Origin of the sequence: Exiguobacterium sp. UBA3968, from assembly GCF_002385115.1 — a bacterium.
GTDB lineage: Bacteria > Bacillota > Bacilli > Exiguobacteriales > Exiguobacteriaceae > Exiguobacterium_A.
On sequence record NZ_DGCW01000005.1, the window covers coordinates 1566305 to 1590261 of the forward strand.

The window sequence follows — 23957 nt, forward strand, 5'->3', positions numbered from 1 at the left end:
ATAGCACGTTGTTTTCTTGTTTTACAACAGGGCAGATTGCATAAACTTTCACTATCTTTTTCATCATCAATTCCGGAAATGAGGAATATCAATCATGATAGCGATTACATGGTGCTTATGTGCCAATTTGGTGATATTTTTCGGTCCGTTGATCGAGGAGCTCTTCCTTGGTCAGATGAACCAAAGTTTCGAGCTTCTGTACCAAGACAGATTTTAATTTATCCGCCTGTAATGACACATCAAGATGTGCTCCTCCGATGACTTCAGGAATGATAGCATCCGCGATTCCAAGGCGTAACAAATCAGGTGCTGTGATTTTCATCGATTCTGCAGCCTTTTCCGCAAGACTCGCATCTTTCCACAATAATGCTGCAGCACCTTCAGGAGAGATAACGGAATACGTCGAGTTCTCAAGCATCAAGAGTTGATCACAAACGCCGATTCCTAAAGCACCACCTGAACCGCCTTCACCAATGACAATCGAGATGATTGGCACAGTCATCCCAGCCATCTCAAACAAGTTTTTCGCGATGGCTTCACTTTGACCGCGTTCTTCTGCCGCACGTCCTGGATATGCTCCTTTCGTGTCAATGAACGTAATGATCGGTCGGTTGAATTTTTCCGCTTGTTGCATGAGACGCAGTGCTTTCCGGTACCCTTCTGGATGTGGCATCCCGAAGTTACGACGAATGTTCTCTTTTGTATCTTTTCCGCGTTGATGACCGATGATCGTCACGGGACGACCATTTAGCGTTCCGATTCCACCGACGATTGCTGCATCATCATACCCATGACGATCACCGTGCAGTTCGATGAAATCTTCACAAATCGATTCAATGTAATCGAGTGTCGTTGGACGTTCTGGATGACGTGCCAACTGAACACGATTCCACGCTTTCATATTCCCGTAAATATCGAGTTCTAACCGATGAAGGCGTTCTTCAAGAAGTTGCAGTTCTTCCTTGAAGTCAAGTCCTTGCGTTTCCGCCATGTCATGAAGCTCAAGAATTTTTTCGCGTAACGCGATGACTGGTTGGTCAAATGGTTGCATGGTTCGTTCCCTCCGCATGTAGCTTTAAGATTCGCGTATAGTACGTCTTCAGATCGTGTCGTGATACGACATCGTCCAGTTGACCTGCTTGCAATAAGAATTCTGCTGTTTGGAAATCTTCCGGTAGTTTTTCACGAATCGTCTGTTCGATGATCCGGCGACCCGCAAATCCAATCAACGCACCCGGTTCAGCAATGTTGAAATCACCGAGCATCGCAAAACTTGCTGATACACCACCGGTTGTCGGATGGGTCATACAAGAAATATAGAGTAACCCTGCATCTGAATGCTGTTTTAAGAAGAGACTTGATTTTGCCATCTGCATGAGACTGACCATTCCTTCTTGCATCCGTGCCCCACCTGAAGCAGAGAATATCGTGACAGGTAGACGATGTTTCGTCGCGTAACGAACAGCTTCAGAAATTGCAGCACCAACGGCAGCTCCCATCGAGCCCATCCGGAATCGCGCATCCATGACACAAGCGACGAGTGGGTGACCATTCACATTCCCGACGCCACAGACGATCGCTTCCTTAAGACCCGTTCTGACTTGATCTCCTTTTAATTTTTCCGGATAGTCCTCAAATCCGAGGGGATCAGCTTGAACTGCCGGCAGATCAAAATATGTTACCGAACCTTCATCAAATAATTGCGTAAAACGTTCTTGCGCAGTCAATGGATGATGATATCCACATGAACAGACGCGTAGGTTCGCTTCTAGTTGTTTCGTATATTGGATCAATTTACATTTCGGACATTTCGTCATTAGGCCAACAGGCACATCGACACGTTGCTCCTTTGAAGTCAACGTGACGAACTTTTTAGGTTTTCGAAAAAATGCTTGCACGTTCAGTTCCCCCTTGTCATCTATGGGCGGTTCAAGAGTTGTTCCCGTTCCACTTGCGTATAGAGTTCCCCTTGACCGAAGCTTTTATGGAAGGCATTGACTTGTCGCCAGATTCGTTCAAACAGATCGTTATCGACCGTCTGAATCAACGTCTCACGAAACGCTGCATCGGATGCAACGACTGGTGCAAGCACCGAAAGGTCATCTAGCTGCGCGAGCGCTGCTTGCTCAAGCAAGCGGAGCGTTCCTGCCAAGTCTTCGAACTTCGAATCGCCAGTCACTAAGAATTGAGCGATGATTTGAATATAGGTATGATCGTCACGGTTTAACAGAAAGCTTCCGCCTCCGTGCCGTGTCTCGACGATGCCTAAATAAGCGAGCGTCCGTAATGCTTCTCGTACGGACGGTCGGCTGATGGATAGTCGTTCTGCCAGTTCCCGTTCCGATGGGATTCGGTCTCCTGGAACTAATCCATCTTGTTCGATCATCAATTTAATCGCCGCGATATTGGCTTCAAACGCATTTCGTTTCTTCTCCATATCGATACGGCACCACCTTTCTGACCCTTTAGTCGGTTGCTTTAATCGGTGGCATTGGTCAGACCAATTACCCTTTATTATAACAAATCTTATTACCTACTACTAGTTTGAGCGAGGCACATTTTTCAGGACAACATGATCCTCACCAAACTGCATACGTAGACGAGCTAATAATTCATCATCATGCCGAACCGCATAAAGTGGCGGTAACGATTTCGTCTCGCGTGAATCAGCGTAGCGAACGACGACTGGAATATCGCCTGGCGCAGCTTCTAACAATTGTTCGAGTGTGGCTAGCTCATTTTTTGATGTTAACTTGACGAACAATACATCTTGTCCGAGTGGCCGGAGCCGTTCCAAAATGAATTGGCGCTCCCCTTCACGATCTTGAACCTTTAACTCGATCAATAAGACATTCCCTAAATAAAGAGAACGACGGAACCGCTCATACTGACTTGGGAATACGACGACTTCTTCATTTGAATACCCATCGACCGCTTGAATGACCGCCATCTCTTGACCGCGTTTCGTCTTGAATTCTCGGATTTGATCAATATAGCAGATTAAATAATGCGTGTCTGCTCCGACACTAAGATCATGAAAATAAGCAGATTCGACCGGTGCTTTCATCGCTGTCGTCAAAGGAGAATACGTTAACCAGAATCCGAGTGCATCTCGTTCCAGGCGTGCCCAGTCGGAATCGCTTCGTTTCGATGACTTCTGTGTCCGGCGTTTCCCGAGGATTGCCAGTTCGTCCGGTAATAAGGTATTCGATGATTCCGTGAAGTACTCGAGCACCTCTTGTTCAGCGAGTCCACGATCGCCGTGCGTCGCTCGGTCTAATGCGCCACTATAAAGTAGTGATTCGATTTTTGCTCGTTCCTTTTTACCCCATCCGACATGAGTCAATAGATCGGCGATCGTCGCCGTGTGCTTCGACGCTTCTTTTAACCGTTCGAACTCTCGCTCGGAAATACCTTTAATCACATGGATTCCAAGTCGAATCCCCTTTCCCTCTAGTGAAGAACGATAATCGGAAATCCAGACGTCCGGTGATAGGACAGGGAGACGTCGTTCGCGCATCAACCGGACGAGGCGTTCCGGTTGTTCCACCGAAACGAGAAAGAAAATTTGCGGGAAATGCGCTTTGATATACCCAAGGGCATAACTAATCTTTGAGTAGGCGACTGCATGACTTCGGTTAAATCCATATCCGGCAAAACGTTCGATTTGTTCATAAAGTGAATGTGCTACTGTATCATCGAATCCATTCGTTCGTGCACCTTCTAAAAAATGGAGACGTTCCTGTTCGAGCGAATCCGTACTCTTCTTGGAAATCGCACGTCGTAATATATCTGCTTGAGCAAGCGTAAAACCAGCCACTCGGCGTGTGATTTCCATGACTTGCTCTTGGTAGACGATGATGCCATATGTCGACGCCAGCACCTCTTCTAATACAGGATGTACCATCTGATAAGGTTGACCGGCTTTTCGTTTTGCGTACAGATCAATGAATTTCATCGGTCCTGGACGATAGAGCGACATCGTGGCGACCAAATCTTCAAATCGATTCGGTTTCACTTCTCGCAATGTTTGTTTCATGCCTGGTGATTCGAATTGGAAGATATCATCCGTCTCAGCGCGGGCAAAGACTTGGAACGTCGCACGATCTTCTTCTGGAATTTGCGAGAGCGTAAAAGAGGGGTGTTCTCTTCGAATCAATTCTTCCATCCGACGCAAACGACTAAGATTGCGCAGTCCCAGCAAGTCAATCTTCAGTAATCCTTGACGTTCTAATGCTTGCATCAGGAACTGCGTCACGTATCGCTCGTTCGGTCCTGTCTCTAAGGGTGTCGTCTCGACGAGATTCTCTGACCCGATGACGACGCCGGCTGCGTGAACCGAACGTTGTCGCGGGAGACCTTCGACTGCTTGCGCTAGCTGTAAGAGTTGTCGACGTTTTTCACTTCCAGAGAACCAGCGATACGTCTGTTTATTTTGTTCGATTCCTTGTAACGTCGTCGATTTTCCAAGCTGCTTGACTGCAGCATCCAGTTCATCTTTTGAAAACTCCAGTGTTCGTCCGACGTCTCGCAGAGCGGCTTTGGCACCAAGCGTTGATAATGTTCCGATTTGAGCGACATGGTCTTTTCCATAACGCATTACGAGATCTTCTAATACCTCTTCGCGTCGTTCATCTTCGATATCAATATCGATATCCGGCATCGAAATCCGCTCTGGATTCAAAAACCGCTCAAAGAGTAATCCATATTTCAACGGATCAACCGTCGTGATTCCAAGCGCATAACTAACGAGAGAGCCTGCTGCCGACCCACGACCAGGTCCAACATGAATGCCTTTCGCCTTTGCTCGTCGGATAAGTTCCTCGACGATCAAGAAATAATCAGCAAATCCGGTTTGTTCGATGACGGACAGTTCATAGGCGAGCCGTTCCGCCGCTTCTTTACTTTCATGACCGTGTGCCAGTAATCCTTCTTCAGCATGCGTCCGTAGCATCGCATTCGAATCTTCTGCGACGCGCGGTAATGGACGTTGCTGGAACGGTAATTCTAAGCGTTCAGATGTCGCGGCAAATTGCTCAGCCATCGTGATTTCTCGCTCCGTAAAGTCTTCGAGTAACTCTTCTCGAGTCTTTAAATGCATCAGACGATCTGTTTTTTGATCTTGGAACGTCGATGCTTCACGGATCGCACGTATTGCTTGATAAGCTGGGGCTTCAGCTCGATGAAGATAACGGACAGGATCGACCGGGATTGTCTCTACACCGAGTGATGCGGCTACTTCCCGATAACGCATGCGACTCTCTCGCTCGACCGTCGAGCGGCTCGAAGTCACTCCCATATATGTACGCGCCCCTTGAACGTGTCCCATCCATTGCACGACGGAACGACGTAGACGTGTCATATCTTCCGATGCCTGACGAAGCGGAACGAGCACCGCAATGAGCGATGAGGTTTCAATAACCGGTTGTTCACTAGCTAATCGGTACAATTGCCGTAAGCCATCAGAAGAAAAAGCAAACCACAAGATACAACAGTCTTCTTCCTCGATTCGCTGTTCCCAGCCAATGACCGGTTGTAACTGTCGACGCTGACACGCCTCGATGAATGCCGGAACTCCGGTTAATGTCGTTTCACAGATGATCGCTCGTCCAAGCTGACGATGAACAAGCTCATCGAGGTACGTCTCGATTCGAATCAAACTTTGTAAGGGACTATATTGTGTCCGGACATTTAAGTGCATCTTCTATTCTCCTCTCTCTTCTGATGAAAGCTTAAAAAGTTTTCAGAACATTCATATCTAACTAACTCAAGTACTCGCCATCTGATTTATTATTCGCTACAATAAGTATAGAAATATCATGACGGGTACGGAAGGAGCATTTCTCATGATTTTGAATCGTAGTCAAATCGCACGTGAAAAGGTTGAACAACTAAAGTTAGGTGTTACTGCTTTTACTGAAACGGAAGAAATCGCTGAGAAGATTCGCAAGTCGGTCGCTGAACTTCAACTGAATGTCATTGAAGACCACACAGATCGTGGCGTATGGTTCATTCCGCAAGAAGAAACAAAAACGAAATAAGCATAAAAAGGCTGTTCGCTCCACTTCCTCATGAGAGGAATGAGACCGAGCAGCCTTTTTTCCATTTAAAACTGGAAGTTCGCAGCGACCTCATTCAGACGATTAACGACACGTTCGACTTCACTTAACTGTTCAATCGTCGCACCAGACGCCATTGGATGTCCACCGCCATTGAATTCTTTTGCTACTTCATTGATGACCGGACCCTTCGAGCGAATTCGGACGCGAACTTCCATATCCGTTTCGAGGAACAGCGCCCAGCACTTCATTCCTTGTAAACCGGCAAAACTATTGACGAGTAACGATGCTTGTTCGACCGTTGCTCCAAATTGCTTCAATGTATCCTGTGTCAAGACGACATAACCGACACCTTGATCCGTCAATTGAATATGTTGAAGAACATATCCTTGTAGATGAAGCGCCGCCAGTTCTGTTTGGTACATATTCCGATACAACCAATCTGTATCAATCCCTACATCAATCAATTGCCCCGCGACTTCAAAGGTTCGTTTCGTCGTACCACGGAATTGAAAACGTCCCGTGTCACCGACGATTCCCGCATAGAATTGAATAGCAGCTGATGCCGGAATGTCGTATCCCCATTCATTCAATAGATGAACGAGCAGTTCCGATGTCGAACTCATCGTCGTATCGACGAGTTGCACTGACGCGTATGGATCCTCATCGGGATGATGGTCGATTTTAATGACGTCTTTTCCTGTCATCGCGACCTTCCCGTCAATCCGTGCTTGATTCGCCGTATCCAAAATCACGACTAACGCCTCTTTGTATAACTCGTCTTCTACCTGATCGAGCTTCCCCATAAATGACAATGATGTCGCCATCTCACCTGCCGACAAGACTGTTTTCTCAGGAAACTGGTGTTGCAATGTCAATTGTAAGCCGAACTGACTACCGAGTGCATCGGGATCTGGTCGTTCGTGACGATGAATGATGATCGTATTTGCAGCTTCAATCATTTGTTTGATTTGCTCTTTCACTGTGCACAGCTCCTCTAATCTTGATATGATACTAGATGAAGACAAAAAGGAGGTCCTTTTAACATGCAATTCATCCTCATCGCCCTCATCGTTTTCTCGCTTGGTGGGTATTTGTTAGCAAAACGCCGCGCGTTCCATACGAAAAGCACGAACCGAAAATACTTGTTCAATACACAAGCGAGCATTTGGTTGAGTCTGTTCGTCATCCTATTTGCCGTCAACCAGTTCGTTTCCGGGAACGGATTAACGACACTCGTCGGAAAAGTGGTCTGTTCTATTTTAATCGTCGTCGGTGTTGCTTCATTCATCGCTGGATTCATCCGTTACAAAAAGATTTATCCATATGTCGTCCGTGAGATGGAGCAATCCTGAGCGAGATTCAGAGGAACCGAAGTCAATCGACTTCGGTTCTTTTTGTATTCACTTAACGATCGATGAGTTGCGAAGTCACGAGTGCTTTCGCAACGATTTGTGTACCTTGATACATTTCGACATCGACTTTCCCGAATTTCCGACCAACGTCAAAGACATTGGCCCGGATCGTTACCGTGCTCTCGATCTGAACAGGTTTAATGAAATAGATGCTGACGTTTTCAATGACAAGGTCACCTTTCTTCATGTGACGCAACATTCGCGTCGCCCCTTCGACGAGAAGCGTCGTCAATACACCACTTGAAGCAGTCCCCATGAAATTCGTCATTTGTGGAGAAACCTCAAGGGATAAGTACGGTCCCCGTTCGTCCTCTGCCGCTTTAATCTGCCCTGTGATCAGATCATCGAATGTCTCCCCGACCTGCGGCTGGCGATTCGCTAGTTGCAACGCCTTGAGGACATCTTGACGGCTAATGATCCCAAGCAATCGTCCATACTGGTCAATGACCGGTAACATTTCGATGCCTTCCCATACCATCTGATGCGCAGAATTCGTGACACTCGTTCGAATGCCGACCGTAATTGGATGCCGCGTCATGACTTTTTCAACAGCCCAGTCATGTGGACGGTCAATGATGTCCTTCGCCGTCACGACACCGACGACCTTCATTTGTTCGTCGATGACAGGATAACGATTGTGTTTCGTCTGTTCGTTCAACTCGTGCCAACGTGAAATCGGATCCGTCGTCTGTAAATAGAACGTATCATGTAAAGGGATCAAGATATCCGAGACGAGTAAGATTTCTTTTTTGATCAATCGATCATAAATTGCTCGGTTGATCATCGTTGCGACCGTAAATGTATCGTATGACGTCGAAATGATGGGTAACTCCATCTCATCCGCCAATCGTTTTGCATCCTCCGTTGTATCAAATCCACCGGTGATCAATACAGCGGCCCCTGCTTCAAGCACGAGTTCGTGTGCTTTTTCACGGTTCCCGATGATGACGAGACTGTCGACATCGATGTAACGCATCATCGCTTCAAGCTTCATTGCGCCAATGACGAATTTCGTCAATGTCTTGTGTAATCCGTTTCTTCCACCGAGAACTTGACCATCGACGATATTCACGACCTCCGCGAATGTCAGCTTCTCAATATTTTCTTTTTGTTTCTTTTTGATTCGAATCGTTCCGACTCGTTCGATCGTCGAGACGAACCCAAGATTCTCCGCTTCCTTGATGGCGCGATAGGCCGTTCCTTCGGATACGGTCAAGTCCTTCGCGATTTGTCGGACGGAAATCTTCGTTCCGACATCAAGATCTTCGATATGTCGAATGATCTGTTCGTGTTTCGTAGGCATACTGTATCCCTTCTTTTCCTTTTTTCTACTCTCCTGTCATTATACTGTACTACTCCAAAGATGAAAACGTGTACTAGTCTGATTTACGAGAAATGTTTTTCGAATCGGACGATGGTATACTTATGTAGAAAATGAGTAGAGAGGTGGAGTCACATATGAGCGAACGTACGAATTACATTAGTGCTTTCTTGAAAGAACAAGGAATCGATTTAGCCGTCATTACTTCAAAGGCGAATGTCTTTTACTTTTCAGGAGTCTACGCAGAACCACACGAACGTGTCATGGCAGTCCTCGTTGATGTAACTGGCAAACATGTATTATTCTGTCCGGCACTCGAAGCAAGTATCGTTGCAGCGAGTCCTTGGGAAGGAGACGTCGTCACGTATGAGGATCATGAAAATCCATTCGATCGTTTAGCTGAATTATTCAAGACATTTGAACATTCAAACAATCGGATTGGTATTGAAGGTGAACATATGACGTTTAGTCGATATCAAGAACTGAGCTCACATCTTGAAAATGCAGCCATTCTTGATATTGGTGAGTCCTTACAAGCGCTTCGCTTGAAGAAAACACCGGAAGAAATTGCTATCCTTCAAGAAGCAGCAGCACTTGCGGATGAAGCGATCGAAATCGGTAAACAAGCGATCCGTCCAGGTATCACGGAAATCGAAGTCATTGCGGAAATCGAATATGAAATGAAGAAAAAAGGCGTCCGCGAGATGTCGTTCGATACGCTTGTCCTATTTGGTGCAAACAGTGCTGATCCACACGGTGTCCCAGGTGACCGCGTCATCCAAGAAGGCGATTTCGTCCTATTCGATCTCGGTGTCATTTGGAAAGGCTACTGTTCAGACATTACACGGACCTTCATTTATGGTCAGGCAAGCGAAGAACAGACGAAAATCTATGAAACGGTCCGCCAAGCACTTGAAGCCGCGACAAAAGCGAGTCAGATCGGTACGACACTCGGCTCGTTGGATAAAGCAGCCCGCGACGTCATCACAGAGGCTGGCTACGGTCAGTACTTCACACATCGCGTCGGTCACGGACTCGGAATCGAGGTTCACGAATTCCCGTCCCTCGCTTCGAACAACTTACTGACGGCTGAAGCTGGTATCGTCTACACGCTCGAACCAGGTATCTATGTTCCCGGAGTCGGTGGCGTCCGGATCGAAGATGATATCCATCTTACTGCAGAAGGTCCGGTTGCGTTAACTCGCACACCAAAACACCTTCAATCGATTCCATCATCTTAAATCAGTAAAAACACCTAATCCAAGCGATGGATTAGGTGTTTTTTATTTACTTACGGGATTGATGGACGACATTGACGCCCCCTGTCACATCAAGAATCGCACCTGTGATCATACTTGATTCTTCTGCGAGTAAGAAGGAGATGGCGCGAGCGATATCTTCCCCCACACCCGTTCTTCCGACTGGTGTTTCTTCATCTTGCTCTGCTTCGGAAATCCGTTTCGTCTTGTTATCACCGACGATGTTCCCCGGATTGACCATGTTGACCGTAATGCCGTGCTCTGCCTCTTCAAGCGCCACACTCTTCGTCAAACTCACCATCCCGCTTTTAGCAGCAGCGAACGCCGCCCGGTACACCCATCCTGGCGCTGTCGCACTTTCCGGAAAACCATACGTGATGATTCGACCATAGGCTTGCTTACGCATGACGGGTAATACTTGACGTAACAACCAGAAACTAGCGGTCAGATTCCCGGTAATGACTTCATTCCATTCTTGATCGCTATAATCTACTAATGCTTTCCGCTCGAATATATATGGTCCTGCATTAAGTATCAACGCATCAATCCGACCTTGCTCGTTAATTGCTTGTTGAGTTGCGTGTTCCACTTCTTCTTGGTTCGTCACGTCTGCTTGAATCGTCACAAGATTCGGATGTGTAAACTCGGGTTCGGAACGATGGAACGCCGTTACTTTCCATCCTTCTTCCAATAACTGGCGTGTTACTCGTTCTCCCAATCCTTTTGTACCTGCTGTAATTAACGCGTGCCTCATCTTGGCATCGCCCCCTTTCACTGACTCCATCTTACGATGGAATGGAAAGGTAGGACAATTTTTAGAACTCGTTGAATGTTTCGTCCGCTTCCAGTAAGAGAATGGTATAATTAGGGTGTACTCATCATATCGATTACGAAGGGATGGATTCATCATGGCAATCGTCTATCATAATGTACTTGTAGCAGTGGATGGCTCAAAAGAGGCAGAACGTGCCTTCGAGACGGCAATCGATGTTTCATTGCGAAATGATGCAAAATTGATCATCGCACACGTCATTGATACACGGACGTTCGCAACAGTAGAAGCATATGACCGTACCATCACGGAACGTGCTGAATCTTACGCGAAGGAATTGCTAGACGAATATGTCAAGACCGCTCAAGACCGCGGTGTACAGGAAGTCGAAGTTGCAATTGAATACGGTTCTCCAAAAGTCACGATTGCCAAAAAACTTGCTCCTAATCACGATGCTGATTTAATCATCTGTGGCGCGACCGGCTTAAACGCTGTTGAGCGTTTCTTCATCGGTAGTGTCTCTGAAAGCATTACGCGTTACGCAAAATGTGACGTCTTGATCGTTCGTTTATGAACCACTCTTCTATCAAACAAAAGCCTCTCTCCCTTCATCTCAAAGGAAGAGAGGCTTTTTGACGACCTGCTTAAACAAAAAACCATCGAACCGATGTCCGATGGTTTGAAATCATTTGTATTTTACTGTAACGGTACGACGACCCCAGTTGAATGCTTCTGAACGAGAGTAGTAAAGGATATCCATCTTCTTACCTTTGATGGCACCGCCAGTATCAGCAGCTGTATATGTCCCTTTCAACTTCCCTTTATAATACACTTTGACTGTCGAACGAAGTGGAATGACACGTGGATCAACAGCTACGACTTTCTTTTTCGAGCTTTTGATGTTCCAACCGATTGCTGTCAGGTTACCACTGCCTGGATCATACGGTGTATAGGCTGTCGCACTCACGTTCGTGACTGTTTTCCAACCGCCCGTAGATTGTTTTTTTGATCCGCTTGACGTCACGACCTTCGAGTAGCTCGCGCTAAGATAAGCCGTCTTACCTTTGTAGCTTACTTTGTACCAGTTCCCTGTTTTTGCTTTGTACGATAACGTTTGGTTCTTATATAGAAGACCGAGTTTCTTCGAAGAAGTAGTAGCTTTTTGACGAATGACTAGGCTATCGACTGTTGACTTGACGCTTTTCTTAGTTGCAGCCTCTGCTTGAAGACCTGCGAACGAACTGAGTGCTAACACGACCGTTAAAACACTTGCGAGCATTCGTTTCATCATGTATTTTCTCCTCCATCATTGTTTCGTGTTTGTTAACTGAGATTAATATACATGACAAAAGCAAGTAGTGCCGTTACATATAGACCACAAAAATATGTCTGTACTATTACCGTTATGTTACAAAAGACTCATTTTTTTAAGAAATGACCCTTTTTTAGGTTTATTTTTACGATGATGACGCTTCTTTTTTCGTTGTATGACAAACGTCGTAACAATAGATCATACGTTCGCGTATCACTTTTCTGGGATTTCATCAAAAAAAGGACTAAATCGTCGTGTTAACGATTCAGTCCTTTTTAAAAATTATGCGTTTTGAGCAACCAATCCACCAACACGAACTGTATCGCGTGCGATCATCAATTCTTCATTCGTTGGAATGATAATGACTTTGACTGGTGAGTGTGGGTAGTTAATGAAGAGTTCTTCTCCATGAGCTCCATTGTTGAGTGATGGATCCCAGTAAACGCCCATGAATTCGAGACCACGTAGGACACGCTCACGGATTGAATCTGAGTTTTCCCCAACACCAGCTGTGAAGATAATGGCATCAACACCATTCATCTCAGCAGCATATTGCCCGATGTATCCGTGGATACGGTTCGCGAAGATACGGAGTGCCATCTCTGAACGGTGGTTTCCTTCCTTCGCAGCCGTTTGGACGTCACGCAAGTCACTTGAAAGACCTGAGAGTCCGTAGATTCCAGACTCTTTGTTCATGACGTTCAAGACTTCTTCCGCTGTTTTCCCTGTTTTCTCCATCAAGAATGGAATCAAAGCTGGGTCAAGTGAACCAGAACGTGTTCCCATCGTGATCCCTTCAAGCGGTGTGAAGCCCATCGTCGTATCGATTGATTCGCCACCCGAAACTGCTGCGATTGATGCTCCGCTACCTAAGTGACATGAGATCAAACGAAGGTCTTTTAATGGACGACCGAGTAATTCAGATGCACGTTCCGTAACATATTTGTGGCTCGTACCGTGGAAACCATATTTACGGATACCGTATTCTGTGTAGTAATCATACGGTAAGCTGTAAAGGAAGTTTTCTTCTGGCATCGTTTGATGGAACGCCGTATCGAAGACCGCCACTTGCGGCACTTCCGGAAGCAATGCTTGGAATGCCCGGATTCCGATCAAGTTTGGTGGAATGTGAAGTGGTCCGAGTTCTGTATACGACTCGATATCTTGCATGACTTCATCCGTGATCAATACAGAGTCTGCATATTTTTCTTTACCATGAAGAACACGATGTCCGACACCTTTAACCTCATCGTAAGACGAGATGATTCCGAACTCCATTAATTTTTCGAGGGATAACTCGACTGCTTCTTTATGTGTTGCAAGCGGGAGGACATCTGTATACTTTTGTCCTTCACCATATTTAATCGTAAAGATTGCATCGTCTTTACCGACACGTTCAACGAGTCCGACTGCAATCATCGTTTCGTTCGGCATTTCGAGCAATTGGAACTTCAAAGACGAACTACCTGCGTTTACCGCCATAATTTTTGCCATGATTTTTCCCCTTTTCCATTTGAATCCAATGAACATTCACATCTGTTTAGGTTTTCTTCTATTTCTGTTCTACAACTAGAATAGTCAAATTAACGACAGATTTCAATCACTTTGCGTAATTCATTTTAATTCTGTGTTAATCCATTCATCAATCTGTTTCACCATACCACCAAACGCACGGGCATCTGTGAAAGATGGTAGTTCAGCAAGTAACGCTTGTTTTGGCATCTTCATACCGGCTAAATGATTACGGACGATCAAATAACTTTTTGCTGCCTGTTCTTGTTTGAACATGGTTAACGGCAATTGTAAAATGCCGATGACGTGCGCTTTTGATTCAAAGTACTGTTTCAACTTGCCTTCCGTATCATGCTGGAACAAACCGTTCGGAATGACAAAAACACCGAACCCACCTGGTTTGACGTATTGCATCGCTTGTTCGATCAATAAGAAATGACTATAGCTCATACCCTCATCTCGTTTCAAGATGTAAGAAGCAGCAGCCTCTTCATCCGGATAATAACCGACTGGGAGATCAGCCATCGCAAGATCAACTGGATCTAGCAACAAAGGTCGTAACGCATCTTGATGCGTATACGTAACAGGGTAGTCGAGTAATTCCGTTACCGCTGCCGATAAACGAATTAACGTCTCATCTACCTCAACTGCTTCAGCAGATGTGCCCGTCGAAAGCTGACTCAAGACAGCGTGTAACATACCACCTGTTCCACTTCCTAATTCAAGTAGTCGGATGTCCTCCTTACCTACCAATTTCCCGATTAGATAACCAGCAAACAAAGCGACGCTGTCTGGCGTCGGCAAATGGTTCGGTTGCGCTTGTTTCATCCCTTCTAAAATAGCAAGCGATACTGCCTTTCGAATGACCTCTTTGTCTACATTTTCAGTATGGCGATCGTTCAACCGGTCAATCACAGTCGTCAACGCTTCTAGGTAAGGCATATCAAGATCACGTTCGATTTGTTTTGTTTGACGTGTTAATTCCTTATATAACTTTTCTAACGGCTCCATGTACGTCATCCTCTCCAAAACGAAACGGCCCCCCGTAGAGCGGGAGCCGTTTCTATCATTAGTTCCATTGTAACGCTTCAGCGTCGTTTGTAAACCATTCTTACTTCGCTTCACGTGCTGCAGCCAGTGCTGCTTCGAAATTTACCTCATCCGTTGATTCTTCGAGGTATTCGACATACGTGATTTCGTTGTTCGAATCTAAGACGAAGACAGAGCGAGCAAGCAGACGTAATTCTTCGATTGCCACGCCGTACTGTGTACCGAATGAAAGATCACGGTGATCAGACAATGTCACGACTTGATCAAGACCACTTGACGCACACCAACGACGTTGCGCGAACGGAAGGTCGTTTGAGATCGTCATGACCGTCACACCTTCGATTTTAGCTGCTTCTTCGTTAAATTTACGAGTCTGCGCATCGCATACCCCTGTATCGATTGATGGGACGACACTGATGATTCGAACACCTTGGTATGTATCACGTGTTACGGGCGATAAGTCGTTAGCTAACACTTGAAAGTCCGGTGCTGTTTGTCCGACTTGAACCGCTGTACCTTGAAGTGTGATTGGATTTCCTTTAAACGTTGCCATATGAATTCCCCTTTTCCCCTGATTGGATATACTGTATTTTCTATTTAACTATAGGAATGATCTGCGAAGATGGCAAGTATTCTGCCATAATTGATGGACTTCAGTACCCGTCTTTCTAAAAAACAGGTATAATAAAAGAGTTCATGAAACGCTTTCAAGGGGGAATTGACCATGGCTCGAAATAATGTCTACCTGTACTACCGAAATACACAAAGACACGAGACGCAGGTGCGAAAGTTGATTGATGTCGGTACACGATACGGACTGAATGTCGTCCAAGATCATCGACAAGCAAACATCATCGTCTCGATTGGTGGAGATGGGGCTTTCTTGCAAGCAGCACGCTTCACAGGTTTCCGTGATGATGCGATCTATGTCGGATTCGCTGAAGGACCAAACTCGTTCTACTGTGACTTTGATATCAATGATCTTTCTGCGGTCGAAGCAATCTTTAAAGAGACGGGCAATCGTGTCTCGGATGGCGAAATCGAAGTACGTCGTTATCCACTACTTGAAGCATCCATCAACGGTGGACCACCGATGCTCTGTCTGAACGAATGTTCCGTAAAGTCGAGCATCATCAAATCACTCGCAATCGAAGTCTATATCGATGACTTCCTGTTTGAGACATTCCGCGGGGATGGAATGGTCATCTCAACACCGACGGGATCTACGGCTTATAACAAGTCACTTTCTGGTGCGATCGTCGATCCATTGATCCACTGTCTTCAAGTCAGCGAGATCGCTTCCGTTAACAATAACCGGTACCGGACACTCGGTTCTGCTTTCCTATTGAACCGCGGACGGAAACTCTCGTTACGCATCATTGAGGACGGAAACGATTATCCGATCATCGGGATGGATAACGAAGCACTCAGCCTGACACGAACGGATTCAGTCGATATCCAGCTCTCTGAAAAAGAACTTAAAACCGTCAAATTGACGAACAATACATTTTGGCATAAGATTCAACGCTCATTCTTATGACAATAAAAAAATCTGCCTCCTCAGGGCAGATTTTTTTGTTGCATCTTCCGTTACGTCACCCCTTATACTCCAATCAAAGGAGGTACACAGATGATGTATTCCACTCAGGAAATCGCCAAACTTACCGGCGTCACAAAACGAACGCTTTATCATTATGAGACGTTCGGTCTCCTTGTGCCAAAGCGCAACGATGCCGGTCACCGATATTATAGCAGTGAGGATCTTTTACGTTTACAACAAATCCTTCTCTATCGCTCTCTTGATTTTCCGCTGTCAGAAATCCAAAGATTACTTACACAATCTGACTCCAGTCATCACACGATATTGAAAAAACAAATTGTACTACTTCAAGAAAAAGCTTCGCATTATCAGATGCTCGCTCAACTCGCTGAACAAACATTACTCACTTTAATAGGAGGACTCCCCATGAAAGATGAACAATTATTCCGCGGTTTACGTCACGAAGAGATCGTCATGCACGAAAAACAACATGCAGATGAAGTCCAACAACACTACGGTGACACCGACGCATATCGAATCAGTGCAAAAAGACAAAAACAACGTACCCCAAATGAGAAAGAAAGACTTAGCGCCATGCACAAACAACTCGATCAACGCTTGACGATCCTTTACCGCGACGGACGTGCGGCATCTGACCCGGACGTTCAACAGGTCGTCAAGGAACAACATGACTTCATCGATACGTACTATTACCCATGTGAGTTATCTATTTTTGAGTCACTCGGTCAGATGTACGTGTCCGACGAACGGTTTCGCGCTTATTACGATACGTATGCACCTGGACTATCTTCTTTTTATTCAGAAGCTATTTCGCACTATGCAGAAGCAACATCAAACTAAGGCTGCTTCTGCCTGATAGACGATTTTACCAGCTTGGACAGTCTCCACTAAACGGTTATTCAAGATGGCTTCACCACGCAAGCGATAGAAGTCTTCTTCAAAGATGACGAAATCGGCATCGTATCCTGGTAGGAGTAATCCTTTGCGTCCATGTGTCTCGGTCGCGAGATGTGGATTTTTCGTAAAGAGTAACAAGGCTTCGTACATCGATAACGTCTCATTCACCTTATTGACACGTCCCGCTGTTCCTTCCGTCGCTGCATACAGGGAACGCCGGACATCGGGGTCAGAGATCGGCGCATCTGCCCCACCGCATAATAATGCGCCGGTCTCAGCTAACGAACGTAAACGATAACTCCAGTCTAAGCGGTTCAATCCGAGTCGATCGACGATAAAGTCTGCGTCATCCAGTAAAAAGACCGGTTGAACGTCAATCAAGACCGGTAACTTCCGAATTCGTGCAAGCGTTTCTGGTCGAACGACCGTCGCATGAATGATCCGATCCCGCTTGCCTTTTGGTGCTGGATATTTCTCGAGCACCTGTACGAATCGTTCAATCGCTAAATCACCGATGACATGTGCCGCAACTGTAAACCCGTAACTACGTGCACGCTTGACGAGTTGTTCGAGTTGTTCTGGTGTATGCACTTCGATACCACGTGTCGTCGGATCATCAGAATAACCACGACCGAGAAGAGCTGTCCGTCCTCCGAGTGCGCCGTCGACGAATAGTTTCATCGCACCAATTGACATCGTTGATGGCAAAATTGGTTGCTGTTGCACGAACTCATCGATGACAAGATGATGAACGAGTAGATGTGTATGGAAGCCTGTCTCTTCTGTCACTTCTTTATATGCTTGGAGGATTTCCGCGACATCTCCGTGATACGATAAATCTTCTGTGTGTGCCGCAATGATGCCGTATTGATACAAACTCTTGATTGCTGATCGGAGTGACGATTTGTTTCGCTCTAAGTTTCCAGCTTGTAACGCATACAAAGGTTCAAGCGCCGCATCGTACAAAAATCCGTCAGCTTCGCCGTTATCCGATAAGCCGATCTTTCCACCATCGATGACAGTCGATGCTTTATAGCCGAGCTGTTGGAATAAAACATCGTTGACAAGTGCGGTATGCCGGTCTGTCCGTTTTAATAAGGCAGGAGCGTCCGGGAACAACTGATTCAGCCATGCTTTTGTCGGCGCACGGTCAAGTTTCGTTTCGTCATATCCTTCCGCCACGTGAATCCCATTGATTGGTTCTGCCTTGAGGAAAGCTTGTCCTAATGCTTCAAGCGTCGTATAACGCGAGGCATCGACACGGTTGATTGCTTCCCCGTAGCCAATCAGATGAATATGTGCGTCTGTGAAGGCTGGATAAACAGCTTTTCCGTTCAAGTCTTGAATCTGATCAATACGTCTACCGAAACGTCGACGTAGTTTTCCTTCCTCCCCCATTGCGATGATCCGCGTCTTCTCGACGAACATCGCTGAATGGACGTCCTCTTCATGTGCCATCGTTCGAATCAATCCGTTTACGTATAGTGTTCCCATTCTACTCACTCCTCTTTTTACAAAAATAGGGTGACCATGACGGTCACCCTGAATTGTCGATCCTGATTTAAACGTGCAACGTTTCCTCTGGTGCACACGATCGTTTAATGCGTTCGATCGCGTCCGGATCGTATTCATTTAGGACACGTTCCGCTAAGACGATCGTACGTTCATAGTCTCCCGCTAAGAACTTCGTTTCCGCGATCGTCAGCGACATATGTATCTCGTTGTCGTGGCGACGGTATCGGTTCGCATACTGGACGAGCCGTTCGGCATACGTGACTTCGAACACTAATGTATCTAACCGTTCTTGCACATGTTTAAACGTTTCTTGGACGTCTTGGCTTTGTGCAACGATCGATCGGACATTAAACGGTAACTCTTCGAGCCGTGTCTCAAGCGTCTGTAGCGAACGATTCGCATTACGTAGTGCTTCTTCAACTTCCGTTGGTAAGTTCGGTAATCCAAGTCGTTTCAGACGAAGACGTGTTTGCGAGAGCTGATGACGCCATTCGACGATCCGTTCGCGCACTTCTGTCTCTTCTTTTCGAAGCGCTTGAAGTTCGACCGTAAAGCGTTCGTACTGAATCATCAACTGTTCCTCTAAGCGAATCGCATCGCGCATTTGATCTTCGAGCATACTGAACGGAATGATTTTCCCAGCAATCGACTCATCGAGATCTTTTGCCGCTTCAAACAGTAGCTCTTCGTCACGCTGGATCGTTTCGTAGTGAATTCCAAGATCTGCTGAGATTTCATACTTTTCACGTAAAATACTGAACTCTTGCGCCAATTGATGAATCCGTTCGCGCATCCGTAATGCTTTTTGTTTCAAGGATTGATTTTCTTTTTTCACTTGATGACGTGCATCAACTTCACGACGGAACGTATCGTACATTTGATCAACGTCGGCTGATAACTGTTGAATCGCTTCTTCTAAACCATCGACTTCAAGCATCTCGATTTTTTCAGAAAGGCTCAGACGTTGTTCCTCGAACCGTTTGATCTCGGATTGAAGACCGAGTGGTTCAAGCGGATACCCATCTAACGACATTTCCTTATAACCCGCTCCGAGCTGATCAATCCGTTGACGCAATTCATGTGCGAGAATCTTCCATTGTTTCGGCACGAGTTCAACAAGCTGACGCGTCGTCGCTACTTCTTGCTCAAGCAACAAGCTTGTTTCGTACGCCTTCGTCACTTCACCCGAAGCTTCGTATTGACACATCTCATTCCAGTGCGCGTTGATTTGTTCACTTCGTTCTTCCAGACGCGCGAGCGCCGGACCGAATGAGTTCGCTTGGATCAATAACGATTTCCGAACTTGCCCAGAATCAGCTTCCCCTTGCGCTTTCAACTCTGCTAGAACCGATTGATTCGTTTTGAACGTCGACATCTCGACGAGCATCTCATCGATCAATCCTTCGAGTTCCGCAATCAATTGTTCCGTTACTTCAAGGTCATTCTTGACGGCGATGAACCGGTATTTATCGAGCGCTTCTTCCGCTCGGTAAAGGGTTTCATCGATTTGGGCGACGTGGACCGTTAACAACTCTTCCCACGCTTGATGCCAGGAGCTGAACTTCGTCTCCGTCTCACCCGCCATCGGTAGTTGCTTTAAGTCCTGCAACTCCTTTGGAATCGATGCACTGACGATGCCTTGTTTGCGCATATCAAGTTCATCGATTTTCGTGTAGTATTTTTTTCGACTGATCATGCTGAATAGCATGACGAGTAATACGATGACGATGACTCCGATCACCCATGCCCACATTTGTCACGACCTCCACTCTGTCGTACGACTTTAGATTTTCTCTAAATCGCAATAATCTTATCCTTATAATAGTATAGCGCAACCGTTTTGCATAGATTTACAGAGGCTTTTCCTGATTTCTTCCGCTGTTTTGAATCCTTTGTCCAAAAATCAATTGTTTGTCAGCTACACGAAAACTCGTTAAACTAAAAAAAATACGCTTTTCACGGGAGGAATTTTATTATGTTCGAAACAAAGACATATGAAGGTGACCGGACGAAACAATATGACATGCTGTCAAAACAACTCGATGCGTTATTAATGGGAGAAGACAATCAAGTCGCGAACTTATCGAATGCGAGCGCGTTACTCAACCAATTCCTCGACCGTATCAACTGGGTCGGCTTCTATTTGACGGATACCGAGCAAAACCAACTCGTCCTCGGACCATTCCAAGGACTTCCAGCATGCGTCCGTATTCCATTCGGTCGTGGTGTTTGCGGAACGTCCGCAGCAGAACAAACGACACAACGGATCGAAGACGTTCATCAATTCCCAGGTCATATCGCATGTGACGCGGCATCGAATTCTGAAATCGTCATTCCACTCGTCAAAGACGGACAAACGATCGGCGTCCTCGATATCGACAGCCCAGAATTCAACCGTTTCGATGAAGTCGACCAAGCTGGTTTAGAAGCATTCTGTACGACACTACTTCGTCATCTGTAATTCTGATTGACAGTCGATTGTCCACACCGTATACTTGTAAAAGTGCAGAAATGATAACGATAGCGGTCAAATCGCTTACGTATCACATTTCATGACTCGGTGAATAACCGGAGGGGCATCGTGTAACTTTGCTATCAAGCGAGGGTGCCACATCATGAAATGGGCGTAACGTGGGTTTGATGGCGTTATTATTTTTATGCAAATAATAACGAACACTAAGGAGGAGTCTTATTATGGCTCGCTATACAGGTCCAGCTTGGAAACTTTCACGTCGTCTCGGTATCTCACTTACTGAAACAGGAAAAGAAATCGCAAAACGTCCGTACGCTCCAGGACAACACGGTAACAGCCGTCGTAAAATGTCTGAGTACGGTCTTCAACTTCAAGCGAAGCAAACGCTTCGTCACATGTACGGAGTAAACGAACGCCAATTCAACCGTATGTTCAACGATGCTGGCAAAATGCCTGGTATTCACGGTGAGAACTTCATGTTCTTACTTGAAACACGTCTTGATAACGTCGTTTACCGTATGGGTATGGCTCGTACACGTCGTGCTGCTCGTCAGCTCGTCAACCACGGTCACATCCAAGTTGATGGCGCTCGCGTCGACATCCCGTCGTTCCGCGTGAAACCAGGTCAAACGATCTCAGTTCGCGAAAAATCGAAGAACTTTGTCGTTATCAAAGAAGCACTCGAAGTTGCTCCAGCAACTAAAGACTTCGTTACTTTCGATGCTGAGAAGCTCGAAGGAACGTTCGTCCGTCTTCCTGAGCGTTCTGAATTGAACGATCAAATCCAAGAACAACTCGTCGTCGAGTACTACTCACGTTAATCGATTGTTCCAGCACTCACTTCGGTGGGTGCTTTTTTTGTACATATCATGAAAATGTATACCTGGTCTTAAAAAAAGAGTGACGCCAATTATTTATTTGTGTTAACCTATAAACATACATAGTTAACACAAATAGAAAAGAGGACTTTATTCATGAAAACAAGAGATTTAACGTTCATCGCCCTTGGTGCTGCCATCATCGCAGCCGTCAGCTCTTTGCCGCAGATCCAACTGGTCGGCGCCGTTCCGATCACACTTCAGATGCTCGCAATCATGACGGTCAGTGCCATTCTCGGTGGAAAACGCGGTGGACTTGCTGTCTTGATCTTCTTATTGCTCGCAGCTGCTGGTCTCCCTGTTCTCGGCGGAAAAGGTGGACTTGCTCCATTCGTCGGACCAACTGTTGGGTATTTGATCGCCTTTCCGATTGCCGGATTCTTCATCGGTCTCATCGCTGAAAAAACACGTCGTTTCGTCCCCCTCTTCATCGGGATGATCGTCTTCGGACTTGGTTTAGTCTACTTGCTCGGAACATTCGGTCTGATGGCTGTACTCGATCTGTCGTTCAAAGATGCTTTTGCGATCAACTATCCTTTCGTCTTATGGGATACGATCAAAGCCGTCATTGCCACGACGATCGCCGTTCGCTTGTTGCCACTTCGCTTATTCCGGACAGCTTAAAAAACGCTCTCTGCATCTATGTGCAGGGAGCGTTTCGTTTATCATCAAGCATGCTCGACGACGAAGTATTTTTTCTTTCCGCGACGTACGATCGTAAAGCGACCGATTGCATCTGATTCAGTGATTTCTTTCGTTAAGTCTTGCTCGCGTTCTCCGTTGAGGTAGATCGCACCGTTCGTGACGTCTTCACGTGCCTGACGTTTTGACGGACTAATCTTCGCCTCAACGAGCACGTCGACGAGGTTGTTTGATTCGCCGAGTGTAAAGCGTGGCATGCCTTTGAAGGCATCTTCGATATCTTCGACTTGCAACGATTTAATATCTCCGCTAAAGAGTGCCGTCGTAATACGTTGTGCTTGTGTCAGACCTTCTTCACCGTGGACGAGAACCGTCATTTCTTCTGCAAGACGACGTTGTGCGACGCGCTTCTCTGGTGCTGCCTTGACTTCTTCTGCAAGTGCATCGAGTTCTTCGTGCGTCAAGAACGTGAAGTATTTCAAGAACTTGATGACGTCGAGATCGTCTACATTGAACCAGAACTGGTAGAACTCGTACGGTGACGTTTTATCAGCATCTAACCAGACCGCACCGCCAGCTGTCTTACCGAATTTCTGACCATCCGCTTTCGTAACGAGCGGTACTGTCAATCCGAATGCTTTTTCTTCATGACCAGCACGACGAATCAGCTCCATTCCTGCTGTGATGTTCCCCCACTGATCACTACCTCCTACTTGAAGACGGCATCCTTTGTCTTCGTAAAGTTTCAAGAAGTCAAACGATTGAAGTAACATGTATGAGAACTCAGTGAATGAGATACCATTTTGAAGACGTGAATCAACAGAGTCCTTCGCAAGCATGTAGCTGACCGGGAAGTGTTTTCCGATATCACGTAAGAAATCGATGATTGTCAAATCTTTCGTCCAGTCTAAGTTATTGGCGATCGTGACCGGATTTTCACCTTCAAGTGGTAAGAAACGTGACAGTTGATCTTTAATCCGATTCGCGAACTCTTCGACGATATCCGATGTGTTCAATGACCGTTCCGTTGCACGACCACTCGGATCCCCAATCATCCCAGTTGCCCCTCCAACGAGACCTACGACATGGTGACCCGCTTGTTGGAATCTTTTTAAGACTAAAATCGGCAACAAGTGTCCGATGTGAAGTGAATCTGCTGTTGGATCGAAGCCTGTGTAAAGCGTCGTCGGATTCTCGAGTAATGTTTTCAGCCCTTCTTCATCTGTCATTTGGTTAATTAACCCGCGAAATTCTAAATCCTCTAATAACGTCATTGTTTCTCCTCCTAAAG

General features: G+C 46.1%; 23 protein-coding genes. 9 read left to right on the plus strand and 14 right to left on the minus strand.

Features of this window, described 5'->3' with window-relative positions:
* Positions 1-115: 115 nt before the first annotated feature.
* The 4 genes from accA to dnaE all read right to left on the minus strand — a co-directional run bounded on the left by accA (position 116) and on the right by dnaE (position 5701).
* Positions 116-1051 carry an acetyl-CoA carboxylase carboxyl transferase subunit alpha gene (gene accA / locus B3S86_RS09880; RefSeq protein ID WP_035406271.1) on the minus strand — a complete coding sequence of 312 codons (936 nt, stop codon included), beginning with the start codon at positions 1049-1051 and terminating at the stop codon, positions 116-118.
* On the minus strand, positions 1038-1898 hold the full coding sequence (gene accD, locus B3S86_RS09885) for an acetyl-CoA carboxylase, carboxyltransferase subunit beta (protein ID WP_056062672.1): 861 nt from the start codon (positions 1896-1898) through the stop codon (positions 1038-1040). Before accD ends, accA begins: the two co-directional genes overlap by 14 nt.
* A gap of 20 nt (positions 1899-1918) precedes the next feature.
* Complete coding sequence (locus tag B3S86_RS09890; protein ID WP_035406263.1) at positions 1919-2437, minus strand: FadR/GntR family transcriptional regulator; 519 nt, start codon at positions 2435-2437, stop codon at positions 1919-1921.
* Between the two features lie 102 nt (positions 2438-2539).
* A complete protein-coding gene (dnaE, locus tag B3S86_RS09895) occupies positions 2540-5701 on the minus strand; it encodes a DNA polymerase III subunit alpha (RefSeq protein WP_290752027.1) in 3162 nt (1053 codons plus the stop codon).
* A gap of 145 nt (positions 5702-5846) precedes the next feature.
* On the opposite strand from dnaE, the gene B3S86_RS09900 reads away from it, so the two are divergent.
* A complete protein-coding gene (locus B3S86_RS09900) occupies positions 5847-6041 on the plus strand; it encodes a hypothetical protein (protein WP_035406258.1) in 195 nt (64 codons plus the stop codon).
* Between the two features lie 65 nt (positions 6042-6106).
* On the opposite strand, the gene B3S86_RS09905 is transcribed toward B3S86_RS09900, so the two are convergent.
* Entirely contained in the window at positions 6107-7042 is a 936-nt protein-coding gene (locus tag B3S86_RS09905; RefSeq protein ID WP_290752030.1) for a DHH family phosphoesterase, read from the minus strand.
* A 63-nt stretch (positions 7043-7105) separates the two neighbouring features.
* Between B3S86_RS09905 and B3S86_RS09910 the strand changes: the two genes are divergently transcribed.
* A complete protein-coding gene (locus B3S86_RS09910) occupies positions 7106-7414 on the plus strand; it encodes a YtpI family protein (RefSeq protein WP_035406252.1) in 309 nt (102 codons plus the stop codon).
* A 52-nt stretch (positions 7415-7466) separates the two neighbouring features.
* Here the strand turns inward: B3S86_RS09910 and B3S86_RS09915 are convergent, their stop codons facing one another.
* Positions 7467-8777 carry a DRTGG domain-containing protein gene (locus tag B3S86_RS09915; RefSeq protein ID WP_023469046.1) on the minus strand — a complete coding sequence of 437 codons (1311 nt, stop codon included), beginning with the start codon at positions 8775-8777 and terminating at the stop codon, positions 7467-7469.
* A gap of 155 nt (positions 8778-8932) precedes the next feature.
* Here B3S86_RS09915 and B3S86_RS09920 point away from each other — a divergent pair, with 155 nt between their 5' ends.
* Complete coding sequence (locus tag B3S86_RS09920; RefSeq protein ID WP_035406247.1) at positions 8933-10036, plus strand: M24 family metallopeptidase; 1104 nt, start codon at positions 8933-8935, stop codon at positions 10034-10036.
* Positions 10037-10082: 46 nt separating this feature from the next.
* Here the strand turns inward: B3S86_RS09920 and B3S86_RS09925 are convergent, their stop codons facing one another.
* Positions 10083-10808: an SDR family oxidoreductase gene (locus B3S86_RS09925; RefSeq protein WP_290752035.1), complete on the minus strand. Its 726-nt coding sequence runs from the start codon at positions 10806-10808 to the stop codon at positions 10083-10085.
* A 154-nt stretch (positions 10809-10962) separates the two neighbouring features.
* Between B3S86_RS09925 and B3S86_RS09930 the strand changes: the two genes are divergently transcribed.
* Positions 10963-11400 carry a universal stress protein gene (locus B3S86_RS09930; RefSeq protein WP_029342342.1) on the plus strand — a complete coding sequence of 146 codons (438 nt, stop codon included), beginning with the start codon at positions 10963-10965 and terminating at the stop codon, positions 11398-11400.
* A gap of 111 nt (positions 11401-11511) precedes the next feature.
* Here the strand turns inward: B3S86_RS09930 and B3S86_RS09935 are convergent, their stop codons facing one another.
* The 4 genes from B3S86_RS09935 to tpx all read right to left on the minus strand — a co-directional run bounded on the left by B3S86_RS09935 (position 11512) and on the right by tpx (position 15259).
* The gene (locus tag B3S86_RS09935; protein ID WP_035406242.1) at positions 11512-12117 is read right to left on the minus strand and encodes a 3D domain-containing protein; all 606 of its coding nucleotides are present in this window, start codon (positions 12115-12117) and stop codon (positions 11512-11514) included.
* Positions 12118-12420: 303 nt separating this feature from the next.
* Positions 12421-13632, minus strand: a complete 1212-nt coding sequence (locus B3S86_RS09940) for an acetate kinase (RefSeq protein ID WP_290752039.1) — start codon at positions 13630-13632, stop codon at positions 12421-12423.
* Between the two features lie 120 nt (positions 13633-13752).
* Entirely contained in the window at positions 13753-14661 is a 909-nt protein-coding gene (locus B3S86_RS09945; RefSeq protein WP_023469052.1) for a class I SAM-dependent methyltransferase, read from the minus strand.
* Between the two features lie 100 nt (positions 14662-14761).
* A complete protein-coding gene (gene tpx / locus B3S86_RS09950; RefSeq protein ID WP_155960139.1) occupies positions 14762-15259 on the minus strand; it encodes a thiol peroxidase in 498 nt (165 codons plus the stop codon).
* 165 nt (positions 15260-15424) lie between these two features.
* Between tpx and B3S86_RS09955 the strand changes: the two genes are divergently transcribed.
* The gene (locus B3S86_RS09955; protein ID WP_023469054.1) at positions 15425-16240 is read left to right on the plus strand and encodes an NAD kinase; all 816 of its coding nucleotides are present in this window, start codon (positions 15425-15427) and stop codon (positions 16238-16240) included.
* A 90-nt stretch (positions 16241-16330) separates the two neighbouring features.
* Positions 16331-17101: a MerR family transcriptional regulator gene (locus tag B3S86_RS09960; RefSeq protein ID WP_290752043.1), complete on the plus strand. Its 771-nt coding sequence runs from the start codon at positions 16331-16333 to the stop codon at positions 17099-17101.
* Here the strand turns inward: B3S86_RS09960 and B3S86_RS09965 are convergent.
* Both B3S86_RS09965 and ezrA read right to left on the minus strand, forming a co-directional pair.
* A complete protein-coding gene (locus B3S86_RS09965; RefSeq protein WP_290752046.1) occupies positions 17093-18652 on the minus strand; it encodes an amidohydrolase in 1560 nt (519 codons plus the stop codon). The two genes, B3S86_RS09960 and B3S86_RS09965, sit on opposite strands and share 9 nt — an antisense overlap.
* A 67-nt stretch (positions 18653-18719) precedes the next feature.
* Complete coding sequence (gene ezrA, locus B3S86_RS09970; RefSeq protein WP_290752050.1) at positions 18720-20426, minus strand: septation ring formation regulator EzrA; 1707 nt, start codon at positions 20424-20426, stop codon at positions 18720-18722.
* Between the two features lie 222 nt (positions 20427-20648).
* Here ezrA and B3S86_RS09975 point away from each other — a divergent pair, with 222 nt between their 5' ends.
* The 3 genes from B3S86_RS09975 (at position 20649) to B3S86_RS09985 (ending at position 22648) form a co-directional block, all read left to right on the plus strand.
* Positions 20649-21134, plus strand: coding sequence for a GAF domain-containing protein (locus tag B3S86_RS09975; RefSeq protein WP_023469058.1), 486 nt, complete (start codon positions 20649-20651; stop codon positions 21132-21134).
* A gap of 233 nt (positions 21135-21367) precedes the next feature.
* Complete coding sequence (gene rpsD, locus B3S86_RS09980; protein WP_035406229.1) at positions 21368-21967, plus strand: 30S ribosomal protein S4; 600 nt, start codon at positions 21368-21370, stop codon at positions 21965-21967.
* Positions 21968-22120: 153 nt separating this feature from the next.
* Positions 22121-22648, plus strand: a complete 528-nt coding sequence (locus B3S86_RS09985; RefSeq protein WP_290752056.1) for a biotin transporter BioY — start codon at positions 22121-22123, stop codon at positions 22646-22648.
* A 44-nt stretch (positions 22649-22692) separates the two neighbouring features.
* On the opposite strand, the gene tyrS is transcribed toward B3S86_RS09985, so the two are convergent.
* Entirely contained in the window at positions 22693-23940 is a 1248-nt protein-coding gene (gene tyrS / locus B3S86_RS09990) for a tyrosine--tRNA ligase (RefSeq protein WP_035406219.1), read from the minus strand.
* Positions 23941-23957 lie beyond the last annotated feature (17 nt).